The following is an 18,078-nucleotide window of genomic DNA, read 5'->3' as shown; positions in this document are numbered from 1 at the left end:
ACGCGATCCAGGATCTCATCCCGCGGATTTTTGTGGCTAACGCTTTTGTCTCCGGTGGGTTGGCCGGGGCCACGCCCTCTCCGGAGGGAGGCAAAGCGAAACCCCCGTCGAGATCTCGACGGGGGTTTCCGTGGTGGCTGGGGCCGGGGTCGAACCGGCGACCTTCCGCTTTTCAGGCGGACGCTCGTACCAACTGAGCTACCCAGCCACGAGGTTTCACGTGAAACCTCAGCGGTCCTGACGGGATTTGAACCCGCGGCCTCCACCTTGACAGGGTGGCGAGCACTCCAAACTGCTCCACAGGACCAAGCGTGTCGTACGACAGTGTCGCACAGGGTGGTGCGTGCCCCCAACGGGATTCGAACCCGTGCTACCGCCTTGAAAGGGCGGCGTCCTAGGCCGCTAGACGATGAGGGCTATCGGCCCGCCTGGGCGCTTCTCAGCGCGTCGGGGACGTGAGAAGCATATGGGATGGCGGGAGCTATCGCCAAAACGGTTTAGGGGGAGGCCGTCGGGGAGGTCGCCGGGGACTCCGTCGCGGGGGTGGTCGGGGACTCCGTCGCGCCGGGCTGGTTCTCCTCCGGGAGGTGGCGGCTGACCTCGGCGGTCGTGAGACCGAGGCCGCCCAGTTCGATCTCGTCCCAGGCCTGGAGGTGGCGGGTGTCCCGGTCGAAGTACAGGATCGACGCCTCGATGGGGTCCGGGTGCTTGCCCTCGATGGCGCGCAGGCCGCTGCCGCCCGTGGAGCCCTCGATGCGGAGCCGGGTGCCGTACTTCAGGACTTCCATCTCGTCGTGGTGGATGTGGCCGGCCAGCACCAGCGGCACCTCGCCGTCGACCTCGCGGGCCGCCGACGGCTCGTGGGCGATGGCGATGTCCACGGGGCTGCCGGCCGTGCGCTGGTCGCGCAGGGCCGTGGCGAGGCGGGCTCCGGCCAGTTCCTGGGACTGCTCGGCGCCGGGCTGCTTCGAGCGGTCCGGGGTGAACTGCGGGTCGCCGATGCCCGCGAAGCGCAGGCCCTTGATCGTCTTGGCCCGGCCGTCGTCCAGGACGTGGACGTTCTTCAGGCCCTCCAGATAGCGCTGCGTGATCAGCGAGTCGTGGTTGCCGCGGACCCAGACGTAGGGCGCCCCGAGGTCCTCGATGGGGTCCAGGAAGCCGTTCTCGGCGGCCGTGCCGTGGTCCATCGTGTCGCCCGAGTCGACGATCACGTCCACCTTGTACTGCTCCACCAGCGAGGCGATGATCTTCCAGCTCGCCGGGTTCAGGTGGATGTCGGAGACGTGCAGGACCCGGATGGTCGAGGGGTCGGGGGCGTAGGCCGGAAGGGTCGAGGTGGCGTCGTAGAGCTTGGTCACGTTGGTGACCAGGCGGGCCAATTCCTTCTGGTAGACGTCGAATTCGGTGACGATGCTGCGCGCGTTGCCGACCAGGGAGGGGGCCGAGGAGAGCAGCCCGGAGAACTTGGGTTCCAGGACGGAGTCGGGGCGCCAGGTGGCGTACGCCGTGCCGCCCGAGGCGGCGAGGAGGGCGAGCGCGAGGCCGCCGGCCGCCAGGGCGCGGCGCGGGCGGCGGTAGACCGCGAGGCCGAGCGCGATGGCGCCGCCGACGACCGCGACGCCCGAGCGGACGGCCAGGTCGAGGGTGCCGCGTCCGACGTCCTCGGTGACCTCGTCCTGGAGGCCGGAGAGCCGCTCGGGGTGGTCGACCAGGGCCTGGGAGCGCTCCGGGTCGAGCTGGTCGACGTTCACGTCCAGGCGGACCGGGGCGATGTGGCTGTCCAGCTGGAGGGCGCCCAGGGGCGAGACATTGATCTTGGTGCCGCCGGTGAAGGAGGGACGCAGCGTCATGGTGGTGTTCATGGGGCCGACCGGGACCCGGACATTGCCCACGACCAGCAGGCCCAGCCAGGCGCCGAGGAGCACGACGGCCACGAGTCCCACCGCACGGGACCACGGGTGCGGCTGCGGCACGAGTGCGATCGTGGCCGGGGCCTGCCGGGAGCGGTAGCGGCGGGCGAGGGTGCGCGGGGCCTTGCGGATCGGGTTCAGGACACTCAGGACTGCGGCGGGGACGCGGGCCATTGGTCCCGTATGCCCAAGTCCCGGGCCGGATATGCGACGCCGGAAGCTCTCGTAGTGCCGGTTCGTGGCCGACAATGGGCCTGTGCTGGAGATGACGCGCGAGGAGTTCGAGGAGCTGGTCGCCGAGGCGCTCGACCGGATCCCGCCGGAGTTGACGCGACTGATGGACAACGTCGCGGTGTTCGTCGAGGACGAACCGCCCTCGGACGATCCCGAGCTGCTCGGGCTGTACGAGGGGACCCCGCTGACCGACCGGGGCGAGTGGTACGCCGGTGTGCTGCCGGACCGGATCACCATCTACCGGAATCCGACGTTGCGGATGTGCGAGTCGCGGGAGGACGTCGTCGCCGAGACGGAGATCACGGTGGTGCACGAGATCGCGCACCACTTCGGCATCGACGACGCGCGCCTTCACGCCCTGGGTTACGGCTGAGCCGGTTGTGAATGCGGGGCGCGTGTCCTCTTGTGGGCGGGGGGAGTTGGAGGTGTTGACTCCCTCAGCCTTCCCGGAGGTGGCCCCGTGCGCCCCTTGTACGTTCCCGTCCGCCTGGCCGCCACGGTCGTGGCCGTCGCCGCTGCCGCCGGCTGTATGAGCGTCGGCGACGACGACGCGGGAGGGAGCGCCAAGCCGTCTCACTCCGCCGGGCGGCACGGCGGGGAGGCGCCCGACGGCGGGTCGGCGGCGTCGGGCGGCGGTACCGGGTTCGGAGCGTCGGCGGCCGACGCCGAGCGCGGGCACGGCAAGGGCAAGAAGGGGAAGAAGGGCAAGGACGGCGGGGCGGGGGAGCCGGCGTCTCCGGGGGTGTCGCCGTCGGCCGTGGTGAGCGCGCCCGCACCGGGGCGCGACAAGCCGGGGAAGCCGGCCAGGCCCACGCCGAAGCCGCCGGCTCCGCCGACGCCCACCCGGACGGCCGAACCCGAGCCCACGCCGACGCCGACCGAGGTGACGACGTCGCCGGAGCCGACGGAGAAGCCGGAGCCGTCGTCGTCGGCGCACGAGCCGCCGGGGCCGCAGCTGGAGCAGCGTGAGCCGGCACCGGAGGCGGGGGCGCCGGCGTAGCCCCGCCGGCCCGTGCCGTCGGGCGGGAACAATTCCGGGGGGTGGTCGGTTGGCAGACCACGGGAGGTTCTCCGGGCCACTGGCCGGCGGAGGGCGTCCCAACTGTCTCCTGCGGAGTCCGGTTTGCCTTACGGGGCCCGGAGTGCGTATGGTGGCAGATCGTTTGATCCCATCTTGCCCGGCGCCACCGCAGAGCGCGCCGTGTGGCGCGTACTCTCTCCCTTGCCGTGGTGGACCGCATTGAGGCGGTCGTATTGCGAATCGCGAATCACGGAGTTGACGGGCGCGTGCCGACGAGACTCCGGAAGGTTTCGCATTCGCATGTCCATCGCCAGTACTGATCACGTCGTCGTGCCCGAGAACGAGGCAGCCGAGGACGCCCCCGAGGTCACTTTCGCCGACCTCGGTCTCCCCGAGGGCGTCGTCCGCAAGCTCGCGCAGAACGGCGTGACCACCCCCTTCCCGATCCAGGCCGCGACCATCCCGGACGCCCTGCTCGGCAAGGACATCCTCGGCCGGGGCCGCACCGGCTCCGGCAAGACCCTCTCCTTCGGTCTGCCCGCCCTGGCCACGCTGGCCGGCGGCCGCACCGAGAAGCACAAGCCGCGGGCCGTCATCCTCACGCCGACGCGTGAGCTCGCCATGCAGGTCGCCGACGCGCTCCAGCCCTACGGCGACGTCCTCGGCCTCAAGATGAAGGTCGTCTGCGGCGGTACGTCCATGGGCAACCAGATCTACGCCCTGGAGAAGGGCGTCGACGTCCTGGTCGCCACGCCGGGCCGGCTGCGCGACATCATCAACCGCGGCGCCTGCTCGCTGGAGAACGTGCAGATCGCCGTTCTCGACGAGGCCGACCAGATGTCCGACCTGGGCTTCATGCCCGAGGTGACGGAGCTGCTCGACCAGGTCCCCGCGGGCGGTCAGCGGATGCTGTTCTCCGCGACCATGGAGAACGAGATCAAGACCCTCGTCGACCGGTACCTGAACAACCCGGTGAGCCACGAGGTGGACGCCGCCCAGGGCGCCGTGACGACCATGTCGCACCACATCCTCATCGTGAAGCCCAAGGACAAGGCGCCGGTCACCGCGGCCATCGCCTCCCGCAAGGGCCGCACGATCATCTTCGTCCGCACCCAGCTGGGCGCCGACCGCGTCGCCGAGCAGCTGCGTGACTCCGGTGTGAAGGCCGACGCGCTGCACGGCGGCATGACGCAGGGTGCGCGGACGCGGACCCTGGCCGACTTCAAGGACGGGTACGTCAACGTGCTCGTCGCGACCGACGTCGCGGCGCGCGGTATCCACGTCGACGGCATCGACCTGGTGCTGAACGTGGACCCGGCCGGTGACCACAAGGACTACCTGCACCGCGCCGGCCGCACGGCCCGTGCCGGCCGCACGGGCACGGTCGTGTCGCTCTCCCTGCCGCACCAGCGGCGTCAGATCTTCCGTCTGATGGAGGACGCGGGCGTCGACGCCACGCGCCACATCATCCAGGGCGCCGGCGCCTTCGACCCGGAGGTCGCCGAGATCACCGGGGCCCGGTCGATGACCGAGGTCCAGGCCGAGTCCGTGGGCAACGCCGCGCAGCAGGCCGAGCGTGAGGTCGCCCAGCTCACCAAGGAGCTGGAGCGGGCGCAGCGGCGTGCGAACGAGCTGCGCGAGGAGTCCGACCGGCTGCTCGCGCGGGTCGCCCGGGAGCGGGGCGAGGAGCCGCAGGCGGCGGTGTCCGGAGAGTCCGCGGAGGTTCCGGCCGGCGTCGAGGTGTCGGTGCCGGAGCAGCGGACCGCGCAGGACGCCGAGCGCGCCGAGGCTTCCTCCGCGCCGTACGAGCGTCGGGAGCGGCGCGAGGAGCGCGGCGGCGGCTTCCGGCGTGACGACCGGGGCGGCCGTTCCTTCGAGCGTCGTGACGACCGTGGCGGCCGTTCGTTCGAGCGTCGTGACGACCGCGGCGGGTTCAACCGGGACCGGGACCGCGACCGTGACCGTGGCGGCCGTTCCTTCGACCGCGACCGTGACCGCGGTGGTTTCCGCCGGGACGACCGCGGCGACCGGGGTGAGCGCGGCGGTTTCCGGCGTGACGACCGTGGCGGTCGCTCCTTCGAGCGTCGTGACGACCGTGGCGGCAGTCGTTCGTTCGAGCGTCGCGACGACCGTGGCGGGCGTCCGTTCGAGCGTCGTGACGACCGTGGCGGGCGTCCGTTCGAGCGTCGTGACGACCGCGGCGGCTTCCGCCGGGACGAGCGCACGGGGCACCGCGGCAGCGACCGTCCCTTCAACCGCGACCGCCGGGACGACCGTCCGGGCTACCGCGCCGGCGGGCATGACCGTCCCGGGCACGACCGTCCCGGGCACGACCGTCCGCAGGGCCGGCGTGACGACCACCGTGGCGGTGGTTCCTTCCAGCGCCGCGAGGACAAGCCGCGCTGGAAGCGCAACGGCTGACATCGACGCGTGACGAGCGCCGCGGCCCCCTCCTACGGGCGGGCCGCGGCGCTCTGCCGTTGCCGTCCCGTACGGTGGATCCGCGGCCGTCACGGCGTCAGTTGCCCCTCCGGCACGGCCGGGAACCGATACCCGATCGGAGACTCGGCCTCGTCCGGCTATGCTCGTGGGGGCAACATCGCCTGGGCCCTTAGCTCAATTGGCAGAGCAGTGGACTTTTAATCCATTGGTTGTGGGTTCGAGTCCCACAGGGCCTACCGGATGCGGGCGGGGAAACAGCCCCCGACCGGCTACGCGGCGCCCGGGTCGGCTTCGGCCGGCTCGGGCGCCGCTGTGTTGTGCGGGGCTCTCCAGCTGGCGGAGAAGGCGAGGGAGTGCGCGGAGGCGGTGCCGGACTCCGCGGTGCAGACGCACACGGTCTGGCCGGCTTCGGCCGCCTCGGCGCGGCCTTCGCCCTGGCGGCGCTCGCGGGCACGCTGCTGGACCGCCGTCTCTCACCCGTCACTCGCCGAAGAGCCTTGACCTCAAGCGAGGTTGAGCTTCTACGGTCGGTCGCGTCGAACCAGCTCGGACGAAGACGGAGGACCGGCCGTGGAGTACTCACACAGCGATGCCGAACTGATCCAGCAGCCCATCGGCTACTGGAGTTGGGCCGCTTTCAAGGCTGTCGTCAGCCGCACCCAGGCCGCCCTCGCGGGGATCGGCACCACGCAGCCGCAGTGGTGGGTCCTCGCACAGGTCGCACGAGCCGACCGTGTCAAAACTCGGCACGAGGTGTCCCGCCTCCTCGAGAGCTACCTCGACACGGGCTCGGATGCCATGGAACGGGAGATCGACGCGACCATCGCCCAGGGTTGGATCACCGAGGACTCCGAGGGGCGCCTGACCCTCACGGAGGAGGGCCAGGCGTTCTACGACAAGGCCGCGGCACTCCAGAGCGAGCTGTGGGCGGAACGGCACGCTGGTATCTCCGACGAGGAGTATCTGACCACCCTCAAGGTGCTGCAGCGCTTCATCCACAACACGGGCGGGCGTGCCTGGCACCACTAGGGGGTGTCCGCCGGATGCGCACCACCGGCCGTCGTTCAGGGGGCCCGGCGGCGCCCAGCAGGCCAGGGGTCCGCGTGGGTCCCGGGCTGAGCACGTTGACCCGGAATCGGCGCTCCCGCGACTGCCGGGCCCCGTTGTGCACGAGGTTGCTCACCGCGGATGGAGGCGTTCTCCGCCAGCAGCGGAAGCGCCTTCTGAACGGTGAACAGTGGGCCCCCTAGCCCGTCGCCAGCATCCCCGACCGCAGGCGGGCCACCGTTCGGGAGATCAGCCGGGAGACGTGCATCTGGGAGATGCCGAGGCGCTTGCCGATGTCCGCCTGGGTGAGTTCCTCCACGAAGCGCAGGTGGAGGATGAGGCGCTGGCGTTCGTCGAGTTCGGCGACCAGGGGGGCCAGCGCGTGGAAGTCCTCGACGAGTGCGAGGGCCGGGTCCTCCTCGCCGATGAACTCGGAGAGCGTGCTGTCGCTGTCCTCCGAGTCGCCGGTGATCGCGGCGTCCAGGGACGAGGACAGGTAGCCGTTCGCCGCGACCTGGGCCTCGACGACCTCCTCCTCCGAGAGGTTCATCAGCGCCGCCAGCTCCCCGACCTTCGGCGCGCGGCCGAGGCGTGAGGCCAGTTCCTCGGTGGCCTTGGCGAGTTCCGTACGGGCCTCCTGGAGGCGGCGCGGCACGTGCACGGCCCAGGACGTGTCGCGGAAGAACCGCTTGATCTCGCCGATGATGTACGGCACCGCGAAGCTGGTGAACTGGACCTCTCGGGAGACCTCGAACCGGTCGATGGCCTTGATCAGCCCGATGACGCCGACCTGGACGACGTCCTCCATCGACTGGCCGCTCGCACGGAACCGGCGGGCCGCGAACCGCACCAGCGACATGTTCATCTCGATGAGCGTGTTGCGCGCGTACTGGTGTTCGGCGGTGCCCTCCTCCAGCACGGCGAGCCGCTCGAGGAACTGCCCGGTCAGCTCGCGCGCGTCCTGCGGGGCGAGCTTCTGCGGCTCTGCGATCTGCGGCAGCTCCTCACCGGTGTCGGTGCCGGAATCCGTCGTCGTGCCGATGCGCGTGCTCGCCGTCACGGGCCCTCCCTAGTAGTTCCGGCCCGCTCCCGTCCCCCGTCAGGCCACCTCCAGGCCGCTACCCGCAGTCGCCCGGCTCATGCCCCGTGTCCTGACCGTCGAGACGTTGGCCACAGTCGGCGCAGGTCGGGGCGGTGACGGGGTACCCGCAGGGTCGGCTCACGGTACGGGCAGGAGGCGGGGCGGTGCGGCACGGAGGAGGGGGCAGCGGGATGCGTGGGTCGGTCAGTTGTCGTTTGACAACTATAGCCGTGAGACAACAATCTAGCCGTGATGTGCGGGCGCGGGGGAGGATCCGGAATGTTCGTCCCGGTGCCACGACCGGCGGTTCAGGCAGTGCGGCTACCGGACGCGGCGGAGTCTTCGGCGTCGTCGGCGTCGTCGTGTATCCGGGCCGCGGCCGCGTCGCAGAACGCCTCCAGCCCCTGCAGCAGCGCGACCCGCTTGGCCGCGGGCATCTGGTCGAGGACCGCGCGCAGTGTCTGCTCCCGGCGGATGCGCAGGTCGGCCAGGAAGGCGCGGCCCCGCCCGCTGAGGTGCAGCTGTACCTCGCGCCGGTCCGCCGCGCTCACCACGCGCTCGACGAACCCGGCCGCCTGCAGCCGGTCGCACAGCCGGCTGGTCGAGGGCGGGGTGGAGGCGAGGGAGTCGGCGAGGGTGCGCAGGTTGATGCCCTCGTGGTGCTCCAGGATGAGCAGCACGCGCAGCTGGGACGCCGAGGCGGGTGCCGTGGAGGCCCTGCCCCAGAGGACTTCCAGCAACTCCGCGGCCGTGGAGGTCACACGTGCGACCTCTGCTGGCTCAGGGCGGGGTCGGAGGTAAGTCACAGTCACACTCTCGCAGGCACCGGGATGGCCGCCAGCGTACTAGGGCCCGCCGCGCGTCAGGGCCGGTACCGGGCCCCGGACCGAGGGCCGTGCCCGAGGACCCGGAGCTGTCCGGAGAGATGTCCGACCGAGGATCAAGGATTGGGCTTCGACCATCGTGACGACGATCGTGAACAGATTCGTGACCGCCGAGCGCGCCCTGCGCACGGCGGCTCCCCATCAACTGCTGGACGCGGTCCGTCGTGTACTGACCGATCAGTACGCGGCGGACTCCGTCGAGCTGTACCTGGCCGACTACGGACTGACGGTGCTTCAGCCGGTGTCCGAGCTGCCGCACACCCTGCAGCCGGTGTCCGTCGCCAACAGCCCGGCGGGCCGGGCCTTCGGCGCGCAGGAGCCGTACGTGGAAACCCTCCCGGGTGACCTCGTCCGCGTGCACCTGCCGGTCACCGTGCGCGGTGACCGCCTCGGCGTGCTGACGGTGACCCTGCCGGGCGGCGAGCACGCCGACCGCTGCCTCGGCGAACTGGCCGAGATCGCGGAGGTGCTCGGGCACGAGATCGTCGTGGCCGAGCGGGACACCGACCTGTACCTCCAGGCGCGCCGCAGGGACCGGCTCACGCTGGCCGCCGAGATGCAGTGGCAGTTGCTGCCGGGCCGCTCCTGCATCCGCCCCGAGTACGAGCTGGGCGCCCAGCTGGAACCGGCGTACGCGGTCTTCGGCGACAACTTCGACTGGTCCGCCACGGCCGACCGGCTCAGTCTCTACGTCACCAACGGCATGGGCGAGGGCATAGAGGCCTCCCTGCTGACGAACCTGGCGATCAACGCCCTGCGCAACGCACGCCGGGCCGGTCTCCCCATCGCCGACCAGGCGGCCCTGGCCGACCAGGCGGTGTACGCCCACTACCGGGGCCGCTGCTACCTGTCCGTGCTCATGCTGGACATCGAGCTGGCCACCGGGCGGGTCCGGGCGGTGGACGCCGGTTCCCCGCGGCTGCTGCGGCTGCGCCGGGGCGCCGTGGAGCGGGTGCCCTTCGACGCCCAGCTGCCGCTCGGCATGTTCGAGGAGACCGACTACGTGGCCCAGGAGTTCGCCGTCGAGCCCGGTGACCGGCTGGTCTTCGTCAGCGACGGGGTGTACGACGTCGCCTCCCCGGGCGGAGAGGCGTACGGGGACGCCGCCCTGGCCCGGGCGATCCAGTCGACCCGGCTGCTCCCGGCCGCCGAGGTGCCCCGGGCCGTCCTGCGCGAACTGTCCGGCCACCGCGGCAGAGGCGTCCCGGACGACGACGCCCTGGTGGTGTGCCTGGACTGGCGTGGGCGGGAAGGGCCGGGGAAGGCGGAGGTCAGGGTGCTTGGGTGAGCGGCTGTTTGGCGGAGCCGTACGCCGGCCCTAATGTTTGTCATACGGCAAGTAACGGCTGGGGTGCCGCAGCGTGACCTCGGTCCGGCCCGTGCAAGGGAGCGATGCGAGTGTCGGTGTCGGTATCGGAAGAGAACGCGGAACAAGAGCCGCCCGCACAGCAGGTGAGTGCCTTTCTCGAACGGCGCCGGGAGCAGATCGCCCAACGGTGGGCGGACGCGGCGCTGTTCCGCACGGTCTTCACCGTGTCCCGCGACGAGGCGGTGGAGGCGGGCAGGTCCGTGGCGGCGGCGCTGGCCGCGGTGGCGGCCGCCGGGCGGCTGGACGACATCCGGGCTCCCGGATTCGGGGCGGTGCGCGACCAGTTGGGCCGGATGGCGGCCTCCCGCGGCCGCATGGGCATCGACGCGGACGGGCTTGCCGACGAGGTGGCCGCCCTGCGCGAACCGGTGACCGACCTGCTGCGCGCCGAGTTCCCGGACCCCTGCGCCCCCGAGGCCCAGGAGTGTGTGCTGGCCCTCACCGTGCTCATGGGCACGCTGCGTCTGGTCGTACTGGAGACGACGGTCAGCGCGGGCGAGGAGGTGATCGCACGGCAGCGCGAGCAACTGCACGAAGTGGCCACCCCGGTGATCAAACTCTGGGAGAGCACCGTCGCCGTGCCGCTGATCGGCACGCTGGACAGCGCGCGCAGCCAGACGGTCATGGAGAGCCTGCTCGACGCGATCGTCGCCGAGCGCGCCCGGTACGCCATCCTCGACATCACCGGCGTGCCCACGGTCGATTCGCTGGTCGCCCAGCACCTGATGAAGACGGTGGCCGCGGCCCGGCTGATGGGCGCCGAGTGCATCGTCTCCGGCATCCGGCCCGCGATCGCGCAGACCATCGTCCAGCTGGGCATCGACCTCGGCACGGTGCTCACTCGCGCGAGCCTGGCGGACGCCCTGGCCTACGCGCTCAGCCGGCAGGGCGTGGAGATCGCGCCGCTCCGGGCGGACAGCGCGGGCGCGCGATGACCGGCCCCTCGGGGAGCGGGCCCGCGGGATTCGGGCCCCCGGTCGCCGGACCCTTGGGCGGGCACGGCTTCACGGTCCCGGTCCTGCGGCTGGGGGACATCCTGCTGGTCACCCTCCAGGGGGAGCTGCACGACGGGATGGCCGAGCAGCTCCAGCAGGACATCACCGACCGGATCGCGCACACCCGGGTGACCGGTGTGGTCATCGACATCTCCGGCGTGGACATCGTCGACTCCTTCCTGGGGCGGGTCCTCGCCGAGATCGCCGCCGGAGCCGGACTGCTGGCCGCCCGTACGGTACTGGCCGGGATGCGTCCCGCGGTGGCGATCACCCTGGTCGAGCTGGGTCTCACCCTGCCCGGACTGCGTACGGCCCTGGACGTCGAACGCGCGATGGAGCTGCTCACCGCGGGTGAGCGGCAGGGCGAGGGGAGTCCGTGATGCGGGCCTCCCGCCATGCCGCTCCGGCCAGCCTGCCGATCGGCTCGGACGCCGACCTGGCCTGGGTACGGCAGCAGGTCCGGCAGGCCGCCGCCGAGCTCGGGTTCGGCCTGGTGCAGCAGACCAAGCTCGTCACCGCCGCCAGCGAGCTGGCCCGCAACACCCTCGTCCACGGCGGGGGTGGCCATGTGGAGATCACCCCGCTGGACACCGGGCCGGCGCCCGGCCTGCGGCTGGCCTTCGTCGACGCCGGGCCCGGCATCCGCGACCTGGACCGGGCGATGACCGACGGCTACACCAGCGGCGGCGGGCTCGGACTCGGCCTGAGCGGGGCCAAGCGGCTGGTCCAGGAGTTCGCGGTGGACAGCCGGCCCGGCGAGGGAACCACCGTCACCGTCACCGCCTGGGCCACGGTCGTGCCGCCTGCCCGGCCGGGGCCGTGATGAGCAGGGTGTGGGACGTGCCGGTCGACGACTCGACCCGGGTGCGGGACGTCCGGGTCGCGGCCGAGGCGGCCGGTGCGTGCGCCGGGCTCGGCCCGCACCGCATCGCGACCGCCGCGCTGGTGGCGACGGAGCTGGCGACCAACCTGGTGCGGCACGCGGACGGCGGGTACGTCCTCATCAACCTCGTCGAGCGCGCACCCGCCGATGGCCGGCGCCCGTCCGTGCAGCTCGTCGCGCTCGACCACGGCCCGGGCATCGCGGACGTCGCGGCGGCGATGCGCGACGGCTACACCACCGCGGCTTCGCTGGGCGCGGGCCTCGGCACGTGCCGGCGCATAGCGAACGACTTCGACCTGCACAGCGTCCCCGGCCGGGGCACCGTGGCCATGGCCCGTATCGACCACGAACCCCCCGCCGACCGGTACCGGACGCCCCCGCGGGAGCCGCGCGCCGGTGGCGTCAACGTCCCCCTCGGCCGGGCCGAGTACTCCGGCGACGCCTGGAGCCGGGTCTGCGCCGGCGACCGCCACACCCTCCTGCTCGCCGACGGGCTCGGTCACGGACCGAAGGCCGCGGAGGCGTCGGGCGCCGCCGTGGACGCGCTGCGCGACGTGGCCGACCGGCCGCCCGCCGAGATGCTGCGGCATCTGGGCCGGTCCCTGCGCCGCACCCGGGGCGCGGCCGTCGCCGTGGCCCAACTGGAGCTCGGGTCAGGGCGGTTGCAGTTCGCCGGGATCGGCAACGTCGGCGCCCGGCTGCGCACCGACGGCACCTGGAAGGCGATGCTGTCCCAGCCCGGCATCGTGGGCGCGCAGGCCCCCGCGTCCGTGTCCGTGCAGCGGGAGCCGTGGCAGGACGACAGCCTGCTCGTCCTGCACAGCGACGGCCTGCCCGGCCGCTGGACGCCCCCCGACGACACCGTGCTCCTCGGCTGCGACCCGGCGGTGGTGGCCGCGACGGTCCTCCGCGACGCGGGCAGCGCGGCCCGCCCGGTGCGGGACGACACGTGTGTGGCGGTGTTGGGCGGGGGTGGGGGCGTCTGGGGCCGTCACGGGGCGGGGGGCTGAGGGGCGGATCTGCCTGCCGCTGTTACGGGCGGCTGGTTGGGTCGGTCCCGCCGGGCGGGTCGGTCCCGCGAGTGGGGTCGGCCGCGTGGGTGCGGTGACGCCGGTCGGTCCGGTTGGCCAGGTCGGTGCCGTCATCTCCGTGGGTCCGGTCGGTCCGGTCGGGCCGGTCATCTCTGTGGGTCCGGTCGGTCCGGTCATCTCCGTCGGTGCGGTCACCTCGGCCGGTCCCCTGGGACCGGTCATCTCGGTCGGTCCCGTCGATCCGGGCACCCCGGTCGGTCCCATCGGCCCCGTCACCCCCGTGGGCCCGGTCACCCCGCTCAGCCCCGCCGGCCCCCTCACCCCCGTGCGCCCAGTCACCCCACTCGGCCCCGTCGACGCGCGGCTCCCCCGCGCCCCGTGCCGCCAGAAACCCTCGCAACCCCCGGCTCAGCGCCACCCGTTCCGCCGGTTCCATCGCCGCCAGTGCCGTGGCCAGAGCCCGTGCCCGGCGGCCGGCGACCTCGCCCAGGACGTGCTGCCCGTGCGTGGTGAGCCAGAGCTGTACCTCGCGGCGGGTGCCGGGGTGCAGGGTGCGTTCCAGGAGGCCGGCCGCCGCCAGGCGGTCGCAGAGGCGGCTGGCCGTGGGGAGGCCGATGTCCAGCCGGTCCGCCAGGGCCGTCAGGTTCAGGCCGGGCGCCGCCTCCAGGGTGCGCAGCGCCCGCAGCTGGTGCAGGGACAGCCGCAGGGACGCGTCCTGGGCGGCGACCGACCACAGGGCCGTCAGGCTCTCCACGGCGTCGGCGATCTGTGCCGCGAGGGCCTCCGGGCCATCACCCCGTCTCCTCGCCCGGGGGTCGCCGGGGCCGCCGAGATCGGTCACGAAACGGTCACTTTCCATAAGCTCCGGGTACTGCAGAGGTCGCCCTCTTTCAAAGGCTGTACCCGATGAGCCGAGGGACAAGCCGCCCCGTTCGCGCACCCGGCCGGGCCGGGAGGCTCAGCCCGCGCTGAGCCCCGTCAGCGCGGCGAGCGGCAGCGTGTGCTGGGTCTGGAGGACCTTCGCGCGCAGGTACCGGACGTTGTGTGCGGTGGTGAAGACGCCCGTGGGGACGCGGTCGCGGACGGCCACGCCCAGGTCGCGCAGCTGGGCGGCCTTGTCGGGGTTGTTGGAGAGCAGGTCCAGCTCGCCGATGCCCAGGGCCCGGAGCATCTGGGCCGCCGCCGTGTAGTCGCGGGCGTCCTCCGGCAGCCCCAGGGCCGCGTTGGCCTCGTAGGTGTCGAGGCCCTCGTCCTGGAGGGCGTACGCGTCGAGCTTGTTGTAGAGGCCGATGCCCCGGCCCTCCTGGCGGAGGTAGAGGAGCACGCCGCCGCGTTCGGCTATGCGCTCGACGGCCTCGCGCAGCTGCGGGCCGCAGTCGCAACGGGCCGAGCCGAACACGTCCCCGGTCAGGCACTCGGAGTGCAGCCGCACCAGCGGAACCGGGCCGGGCTCGCCCAGGACGACGGCCACGTGCTCCTGGCCGTCGGCCAGGCCGTGGAAGGTGACGACTTCGGCGTCGACCTCGTAGCCGTCGTGGAAGCGCAGCGGGACCCGGACGCGGGAGCGCGGGGTGGCGAGGACAGCGGGGGTGTCGGGCATGCGGGGCCTCCGGGTTCCGTTCCTGTTCGGCTGCACAGCCGTAGGCTTGCAGTCTGCTTCAGATTTGAAGCAGATCCACGTCCGGAACCCTACCCTTGCTTTAAATTTGAAGCAACGAGAAGCGGTGAGATCGAGGTCCGCAGTGACGTGAGTCACGAACAGGCTGTCGAGGACCTCCGCCGCCACGGCACGTCGTCCGACGCCGGCCGCGCCCCGTCCTCCTGGAGCCCCTGCGCGATCGCCGTGGAGATCTCCTCCAGTTGCCCCACCTGCTCCTCGCTGAGCCGGTCGAACAGGAAGCTCCGCACGGTCTCGACATGCCCGGGCGCCGCCCGGTCCAGCACGGCGAACCCGTCGTCCGTCAGGGCCGCGATGCTGCCCCGCTTGTCGTGCCGGCAGGCCTCGCGCCGCACCATGCCGTCCTTCTCCAGCCGTGTCACCGCGTACGTCAGCCGGCTGCGGGTGATCTTCAGCCGCTCGGCGAGATCGGTCATGCGCAGCCGCCGCTCGGGGGACTCCGACAGGACGGACAGGATGGAGTAGTACAGGTGCGGCATGCCGGCGTCCTGCTGGAGCTGCCGGTCGATCGCGTCCTCCAGGAGTGAGGAGGCGGCGATGTACGCGCGCCAGGCGCGTTGCTCCTCAGGGGTGAGCCAGCGAGTCGTCATGCCGCCAGTGTAGGTTTGTTTCAAACTTGAACCAAGCCCGCCCGTCAGTCCGCCGTCCGCCGTCCGCCGTCCGCCGTCCGCCGTCCGCCACAAGTTTCCACGAGCCGGGAGCGTCGATGCCCCATCCGTACGTCCTGCTGTCCGCCGCCGTCTCCCTCGACGGCTACCTGGACGACACCGGCCCCGAACGCCTGCTCCTGTCCAGCCGGGCCGACTTCGACCGGGTCGACGAGGTCCGGGCGTCCGTCGACGCGATCCTGATCGGCGCCGGCACCGTCCGCGCCGACAACCCGCGCCTGCTGGTCAACTCACCCGAGCGGCGCGCCGCCCGCACGGCCGCCGGCCGGCCGGAGTACCCCCTCAAGGTCACGGTCAGCGGCTCCGGCGACCTCGACCCGGCGGCACATTTCTGGCACACCGGCGGACAGAAGGTCCTCTACACCACCGACAAGGGCGCAGAACGCGCCCGTGCCCTCGGCCTCGCCACCGATGCCACCGATGGCACCCATGCCACCGATGCCACCGACGTCGTCCCGCTCGGCGCCGACCTCGACTGGCGGCGGCTCCTCACCCACCTGCACGACGTCCGGGGCGTACGACGGCTCATGGTCGAGGGCGGCGGCCTGATCCACACCCAGCTCCTCACCCAGGGCCTCGCCGACGAACTCCAGCTGGTCCTCGCCCCGCTCTTCGTGGGCGACCCCGAGGCACCCCGCCTCTTCGGACCCGGCGGCTACCAGTCCGGGCGGCTCCGGCTGCTGGAGACCCGGCGGATCGAGGACGTCGTCCTCATGCGCTACGAGCCGACCGCCCCCGGCACCGGCCCCCTGCCCGCCGCCGCCGACCACCACTGGCTGGCCCTCGCCTGCGAACTGGCCGCACAGTGCCCGCCGTCGGACACGGCGTTCAGCGTCGGCGCGGTGGTCGTCGCGGCCGACGGCACGGAACTGGCCCGCGGCCACTCCCGCGAAGGCGGCGATCCGGTCGTGCACGCCGAGGAGGCGGCCCTGGCCAAGCTCGACCCGGCCGACCCCAGGCTCGCCGGCGCGACGGTCTACAGCAGCCTGGAGCCCTGCGCCCGCCGGGCCTCCCGCCCCGCACCCTGCGCCCGGCTGATCCTCGACGCGGGCGTACAGCGCGTGGTCACGGCCTGGCGCGAGCCGGACACCTTCGTGGCGGACGCCGACGGCAGCGGCCTCCTGGCGGCCCGGGGAGTGGAGGTCCTCGTCCTCCCGGAGCACGAGGAGCAGGCCAAGGCACCCAACCGACACCTGCCGCGCCGCCGCTGAGCACCGGTGTGCGCGAGCGGTCCCGCGGATGGCGTACACTGGAGTCACAACGACGCGGGGTGGAGCAGCTCGGTAGCTCGCTGGGCTCATAACCCAGAGGTCGCAGGTTCAAATCCTGTCCCCGCTACTGAAGGCCGAGGGCCGGAATCCGAAAGGGTTCCGGCCCTCGGTGTTTTCTCTGGGCTCGCCATTACTGTCGGTGAGTGAATCGCACCGCTTCGCATCACAACTGACGCACCGTCAAAACCCGTGAGTCACTTACGCAGCGGTCAACTCGCCCGTTTTGGACCGGTCATGGGAGATTGGTCCGCGCGAAAAAGGTTAATGATCAAGCGGAACCGCTGGAATACCCACCGCGCGTCTATTAACGTTCGATAACGCAGCGCGGTCGTCCCAGCCGTCACAGAAGGCGGCTCCGTGCGCACGCGCCGAATCCCGAAAGGGAACCGGGGAACCACCACTTGGGGTGAATCGAGCGGATGCCGCCGTGGAAGCACGGCCGGTATACGCGCGTAGGAGACCTTCCTGCTCCGAACCCGTCAGCTAACCCGGTAGGCGAGAAGGAAGGAAAGGAGTACGCCCACGTGGCGTCCAACCGGCCTGCCCCCGCGGCCCCGTCCGCGCCGAACCAGCGCGACACCGAAACCTTCGGCTACGGCGGTCAGCACACCGACGAGGGCCCGTTCCAGGAATGGAACCCCACCGCGGAGTCCATCCGCCCCATCCGTGGCCGGCATCGCGTCACCAAGCAGCGCGGCGGAGGACTCGCGCGCAGCTCCACCGTCCTGGGCGTCGGCGTCATAGCCGCCGTGGGCGCGGGCGGCATGGCCAGCGCCCAGACCGGCAAGCCGCCGGTGTCGATCTCCGTTCCGGACCTGCCCTCGGTGGGTTCCCTCATCTCGGACGACGACACCCCCGAAGGCTCCGCCACCCCGCTCAGCGACCTCGCCACGGCGTCCGCCGACACCGAGCAGGGCACCTCCGGCGCCGGTGAGGCACTGCGCGCCCGGATCATGGCGCAGGTCGAGCACCAGCAGGAACAGATCGAGACCAAGGCCGCGCAGGACTCCGCCGAAGCCGCCCGGAAGGCGGCTGCGGAGGCCGCCGCCAAGGCCGAGAAGGAAGCCAAGGCCAAGGCCGCCGAAGCCAAGAAGAAGGCGGAGGAGGAGGCCCGGAAGAAGGCCGAGGCCGAGCGGCTCGCCGCCCTCGCCAAGCAGTACACGCTGCCCACCTCCGCGTACACCATCACCTCGACCTTCGGTCAGGCCGGCGCCTACTGGTCCTCCGGCTACCACACCGGCCTCGACTTCGCCGCCCCCACGGGCACGCCCATCAAGGCGGTGCACAGCGGCACCATCACCGAGGCCGGCTGGAACGGGTCGTACGGCTACAAGACGGTCCTGACCCTCGATGACGGCACGGAGATCTGGTACGCGCACCAGTCGTCCATCGGCGTCAGCGTCGGCCAGAAGGTCAGCACGGGCGACGTCATCGGCCGCGTGGGTGCGACCGGCAACGTCACCGGGGCGCATCTGCACCTCGAGGTCCACACCGGAGGGTCCAACAGCGGCATCGACCCGATGGCGTGGCTGCGGGGCAAGGGCCTGAACATCTGAGCGCCGGC

At 72.0% G+C, this 18,078-nt stretch carries 16 protein-coding genes, 5 tRNA genes, 2 pseudogenes and 1 riboswitch; of the genes and pseudogenes, 13 read left to right on the top strand and 10 right to left on the bottom strand.

Annotated elements, in window-relative coordinates:
- Positions 1–131 precede the first annotated feature (131 nt).
- From QF034_RS19120 to QF034_RS19105, 4 genes are all read right to left on the bottom strand, one after another.
- Positions 132–208 (bottom strand) — tRNA-Phe (locus QF034_RS19120).
- Positions 209–232: 24 nt separating this feature from the next.
- Positions 233–307: transfer RNA gene (locus tag QF034_RS19115), tRNA-Asp, on the bottom strand.
- Positions 308–344: 37 nt separating this feature from the next.
- A tRNA-Glu gene (locus tag QF034_RS19110) sits at positions 345–417 on the bottom strand.
- 80 nt (positions 418–497) lie between these two features.
- Positions 498–2,084, bottom strand: coding sequence for a metallophosphoesterase family protein (locus QF034_RS19105; RefSeq protein ID WP_307176121.1), 1,587 nt, complete (start codon positions 2,082–2,084; stop codon positions 498–500).
- 82 nt (positions 2,085–2,166) lie between these two features.
- On the opposite strand from QF034_RS19105, the gene QF034_RS19100 reads away from it, so the two are divergent.
- From QF034_RS19100 to QF034_RS19080, 5 genes are all read left to right on the top strand, one after another.
- Entirely contained in the window at positions 2,167–2,517 is a 351-nt protein-coding gene (locus QF034_RS19100) for a metallopeptidase family protein (RefSeq protein WP_010044994.1), read from the top strand.
- Between the two features lie 87 nt (positions 2,518–2,604).
- Entirely contained in the window at positions 2,605–3,144 is a 540-nt protein-coding gene (locus tag QF034_RS19095; RefSeq protein WP_307176120.1) for a hypothetical protein, read from the top strand.
- Positions 3,145–3,465: 321 nt separating this feature from the next.
- Positions 3,466–5,586, top strand: a complete 2,121-nt coding sequence (locus QF034_RS19090) for a DEAD/DEAH box helicase (RefSeq protein ID WP_307176119.1) — start codon at positions 3,466–3,468, stop codon at positions 5,584–5,586.
- Positions 5,587–5,770: 184 nt separating this feature from the next.
- Positions 5,771–5,843, top strand: a tRNA-Lys gene (locus QF034_RS19085).
- Between the two features lie 334 nt (positions 5,844–6,177).
- Positions 6,178–6,636, top strand: a complete 459-nt coding sequence (locus QF034_RS19080; RefSeq protein WP_307176118.1) for a MarR family winged helix-turn-helix transcriptional regulator — start codon at positions 6,178–6,180, stop codon at positions 6,634–6,636.
- 43 nt (positions 6,637–6,679) lie between these two features.
- On the opposite strand, the pseudogene QF034_RS19075 reads toward QF034_RS19080, so the two are convergent.
- The 3 genes and pseudogenes from QF034_RS19075 to QF034_RS19065 all read right to left on the bottom strand — a co-directional run.
- Positions 6,680–6,851, bottom strand: a pseudogene (locus QF034_RS19075) (oxidoreductase); the annotation flags it as partial.
- A 2-nt stretch (positions 6,852–6,853) separates the two neighbouring features.
- Positions 6,854–7,714: an RNA polymerase sigma factor SigF gene (locus QF034_RS19070; RefSeq protein ID WP_307176117.1), complete on the bottom strand. Its 861-nt coding sequence runs from the start codon at positions 7,712–7,714 to the stop codon at positions 6,854–6,856.
- A gap of 329 nt (positions 7,715–8,043) precedes the next feature.
- Positions 8,044–8,547: a MarR family transcriptional regulator gene (locus QF034_RS19065; protein ID WP_307176116.1), complete on the bottom strand. Its 504-nt coding sequence runs from the start codon at positions 8,545–8,547 to the stop codon at positions 8,044–8,046.
- Positions 8,548–8,710: 163 nt separating this feature from the next.
- Here QF034_RS19065 and QF034_RS19060 point away from each other — a divergent pair, with 163 nt between their 5' ends.
- The 5 genes from QF034_RS19060 to QF034_RS19040 all read left to right on the top strand — a co-directional run bounded on the left by QF034_RS19060 (position 8,711) and on the right by QF034_RS19040 (position 12,876).
- The gene (locus QF034_RS19060) at positions 8,711–9,907 is read left to right on the top strand and encodes a PP2C family protein-serine/threonine phosphatase (protein WP_307176115.1); all 1,197 of its coding nucleotides are present in this window, start codon (positions 8,711–8,713) and stop codon (positions 9,905–9,907) included.
- 116 nt (positions 9,908–10,023) lie between these two features.
- Positions 10,024–10,923: an STAS domain-containing protein gene (locus QF034_RS19055; RefSeq protein WP_307176114.1), complete on the top strand. Its 900-nt coding sequence runs from the start codon at positions 10,024–10,026 to the stop codon at positions 10,921–10,923.
- Entirely contained in the window at positions 10,920–11,363 is a 444-nt protein-coding gene (locus QF034_RS19050; protein ID WP_307176113.1) for an STAS domain-containing protein, read from the top strand. The genes QF034_RS19055 and QF034_RS19050 overlap by 4 nt, the downstream gene beginning before the upstream one ends.
- Positions 11,363–11,806, top strand: coding sequence for an anti-sigma regulatory factor (locus tag QF034_RS19045; RefSeq protein WP_307176112.1), 444 nt, complete (start codon positions 11,363–11,365; stop codon positions 11,804–11,806). The genes QF034_RS19050 and QF034_RS19045 overlap by 1 nt, the downstream gene beginning before the upstream one ends.
- The gene (locus QF034_RS19040; protein WP_307176111.1) at positions 11,806–12,876 is read left to right on the top strand and encodes an ATP-binding SpoIIE family protein phosphatase; all 1,071 of its coding nucleotides are present in this window, start codon (positions 11,806–11,808) and stop codon (positions 12,874–12,876) included. Before QF034_RS19045 ends, QF034_RS19040 begins: the two co-directional genes overlap by 1 nt.
- Before the next feature lie 382 nt (positions 12,877–13,258).
- On the opposite strand, the pseudogene QF034_RS19035 reads toward QF034_RS19040, so the two are convergent.
- The 3 genes and pseudogenes from QF034_RS19035 to QF034_RS19025 all read right to left on the bottom strand — a co-directional run.
- A pseudogene (locus tag QF034_RS19035) lies at positions 13,259–13,738 on the bottom strand (MarR family winged helix-turn-helix transcriptional regulator); the annotation flags it as partial.
- A 117-nt stretch (positions 13,739–13,855) separates the two neighbouring features.
- On the bottom strand, positions 13,856–14,497 hold the full coding sequence (locus QF034_RS19030) for a GTP cyclohydrolase II (RefSeq protein WP_307176110.1): 642 nt from the start codon (positions 14,495–14,497) through the stop codon (positions 13,856–13,858).
- A gap of 152 nt (positions 14,498–14,649) precedes the next feature.
- A complete protein-coding gene (locus QF034_RS19025) occupies positions 14,650–15,165 on the bottom strand; it encodes a MarR family winged helix-turn-helix transcriptional regulator (protein ID WP_307176109.1) in 516 nt (171 codons plus the stop codon).
- A 116-nt stretch (positions 15,166–15,281) separates the two neighbouring features.
- On the opposite strand from QF034_RS19025, the gene QF034_RS19020 reads away from it, so the two are divergent.
- The 3 genes from QF034_RS19020 to QF034_RS19010 all read left to right on the top strand — a co-directional run bounded on the left by QF034_RS19020 (position 15,282) and on the right by QF034_RS19010 (position 18,070).
- Complete coding sequence (locus QF034_RS19020; protein ID WP_307176108.1) at positions 15,282–16,454, top strand: dihydrofolate reductase family protein; 1,173 nt, start codon at positions 15,282–15,284, stop codon at positions 16,452–16,454.
- Positions 16,455–16,507: 53 nt separating this feature from the next.
- Positions 16,508–16,581: transfer RNA gene (locus tag QF034_RS19015), tRNA-Met, on the top strand.
- 289 nt (positions 16,582–16,870) lie between these two features.
- A riboswitch (cyclic di-AMP (ydaO/yuaA leader) is annotated at positions 16,871–17,027 on the top strand.
- 11 nt (positions 17,028–17,038) lie between these two features.
- A complete protein-coding gene (locus tag QF034_RS19010) occupies positions 17,039–18,070 on the top strand; it encodes a M23 family metallopeptidase (RefSeq protein ID WP_307176107.1) in 1,032 nt (343 codons plus the stop codon).
- Positions 18,071–18,078 lie beyond the last annotated feature (8 nt).

Origin of the sequence: Streptomyces africanus (assembly GCF_030816955.1) — a bacterium.
Lineage (GTDB): Bacteria > Actinomycetota > Actinomycetes > Streptomycetales > Streptomycetaceae > Streptomyces > Streptomyces africanus.
The sequence above is the reverse complement of the archived record's forward strand: the minus strand, read 5'-3'. Positions and strand labels throughout refer to the sequence as shown.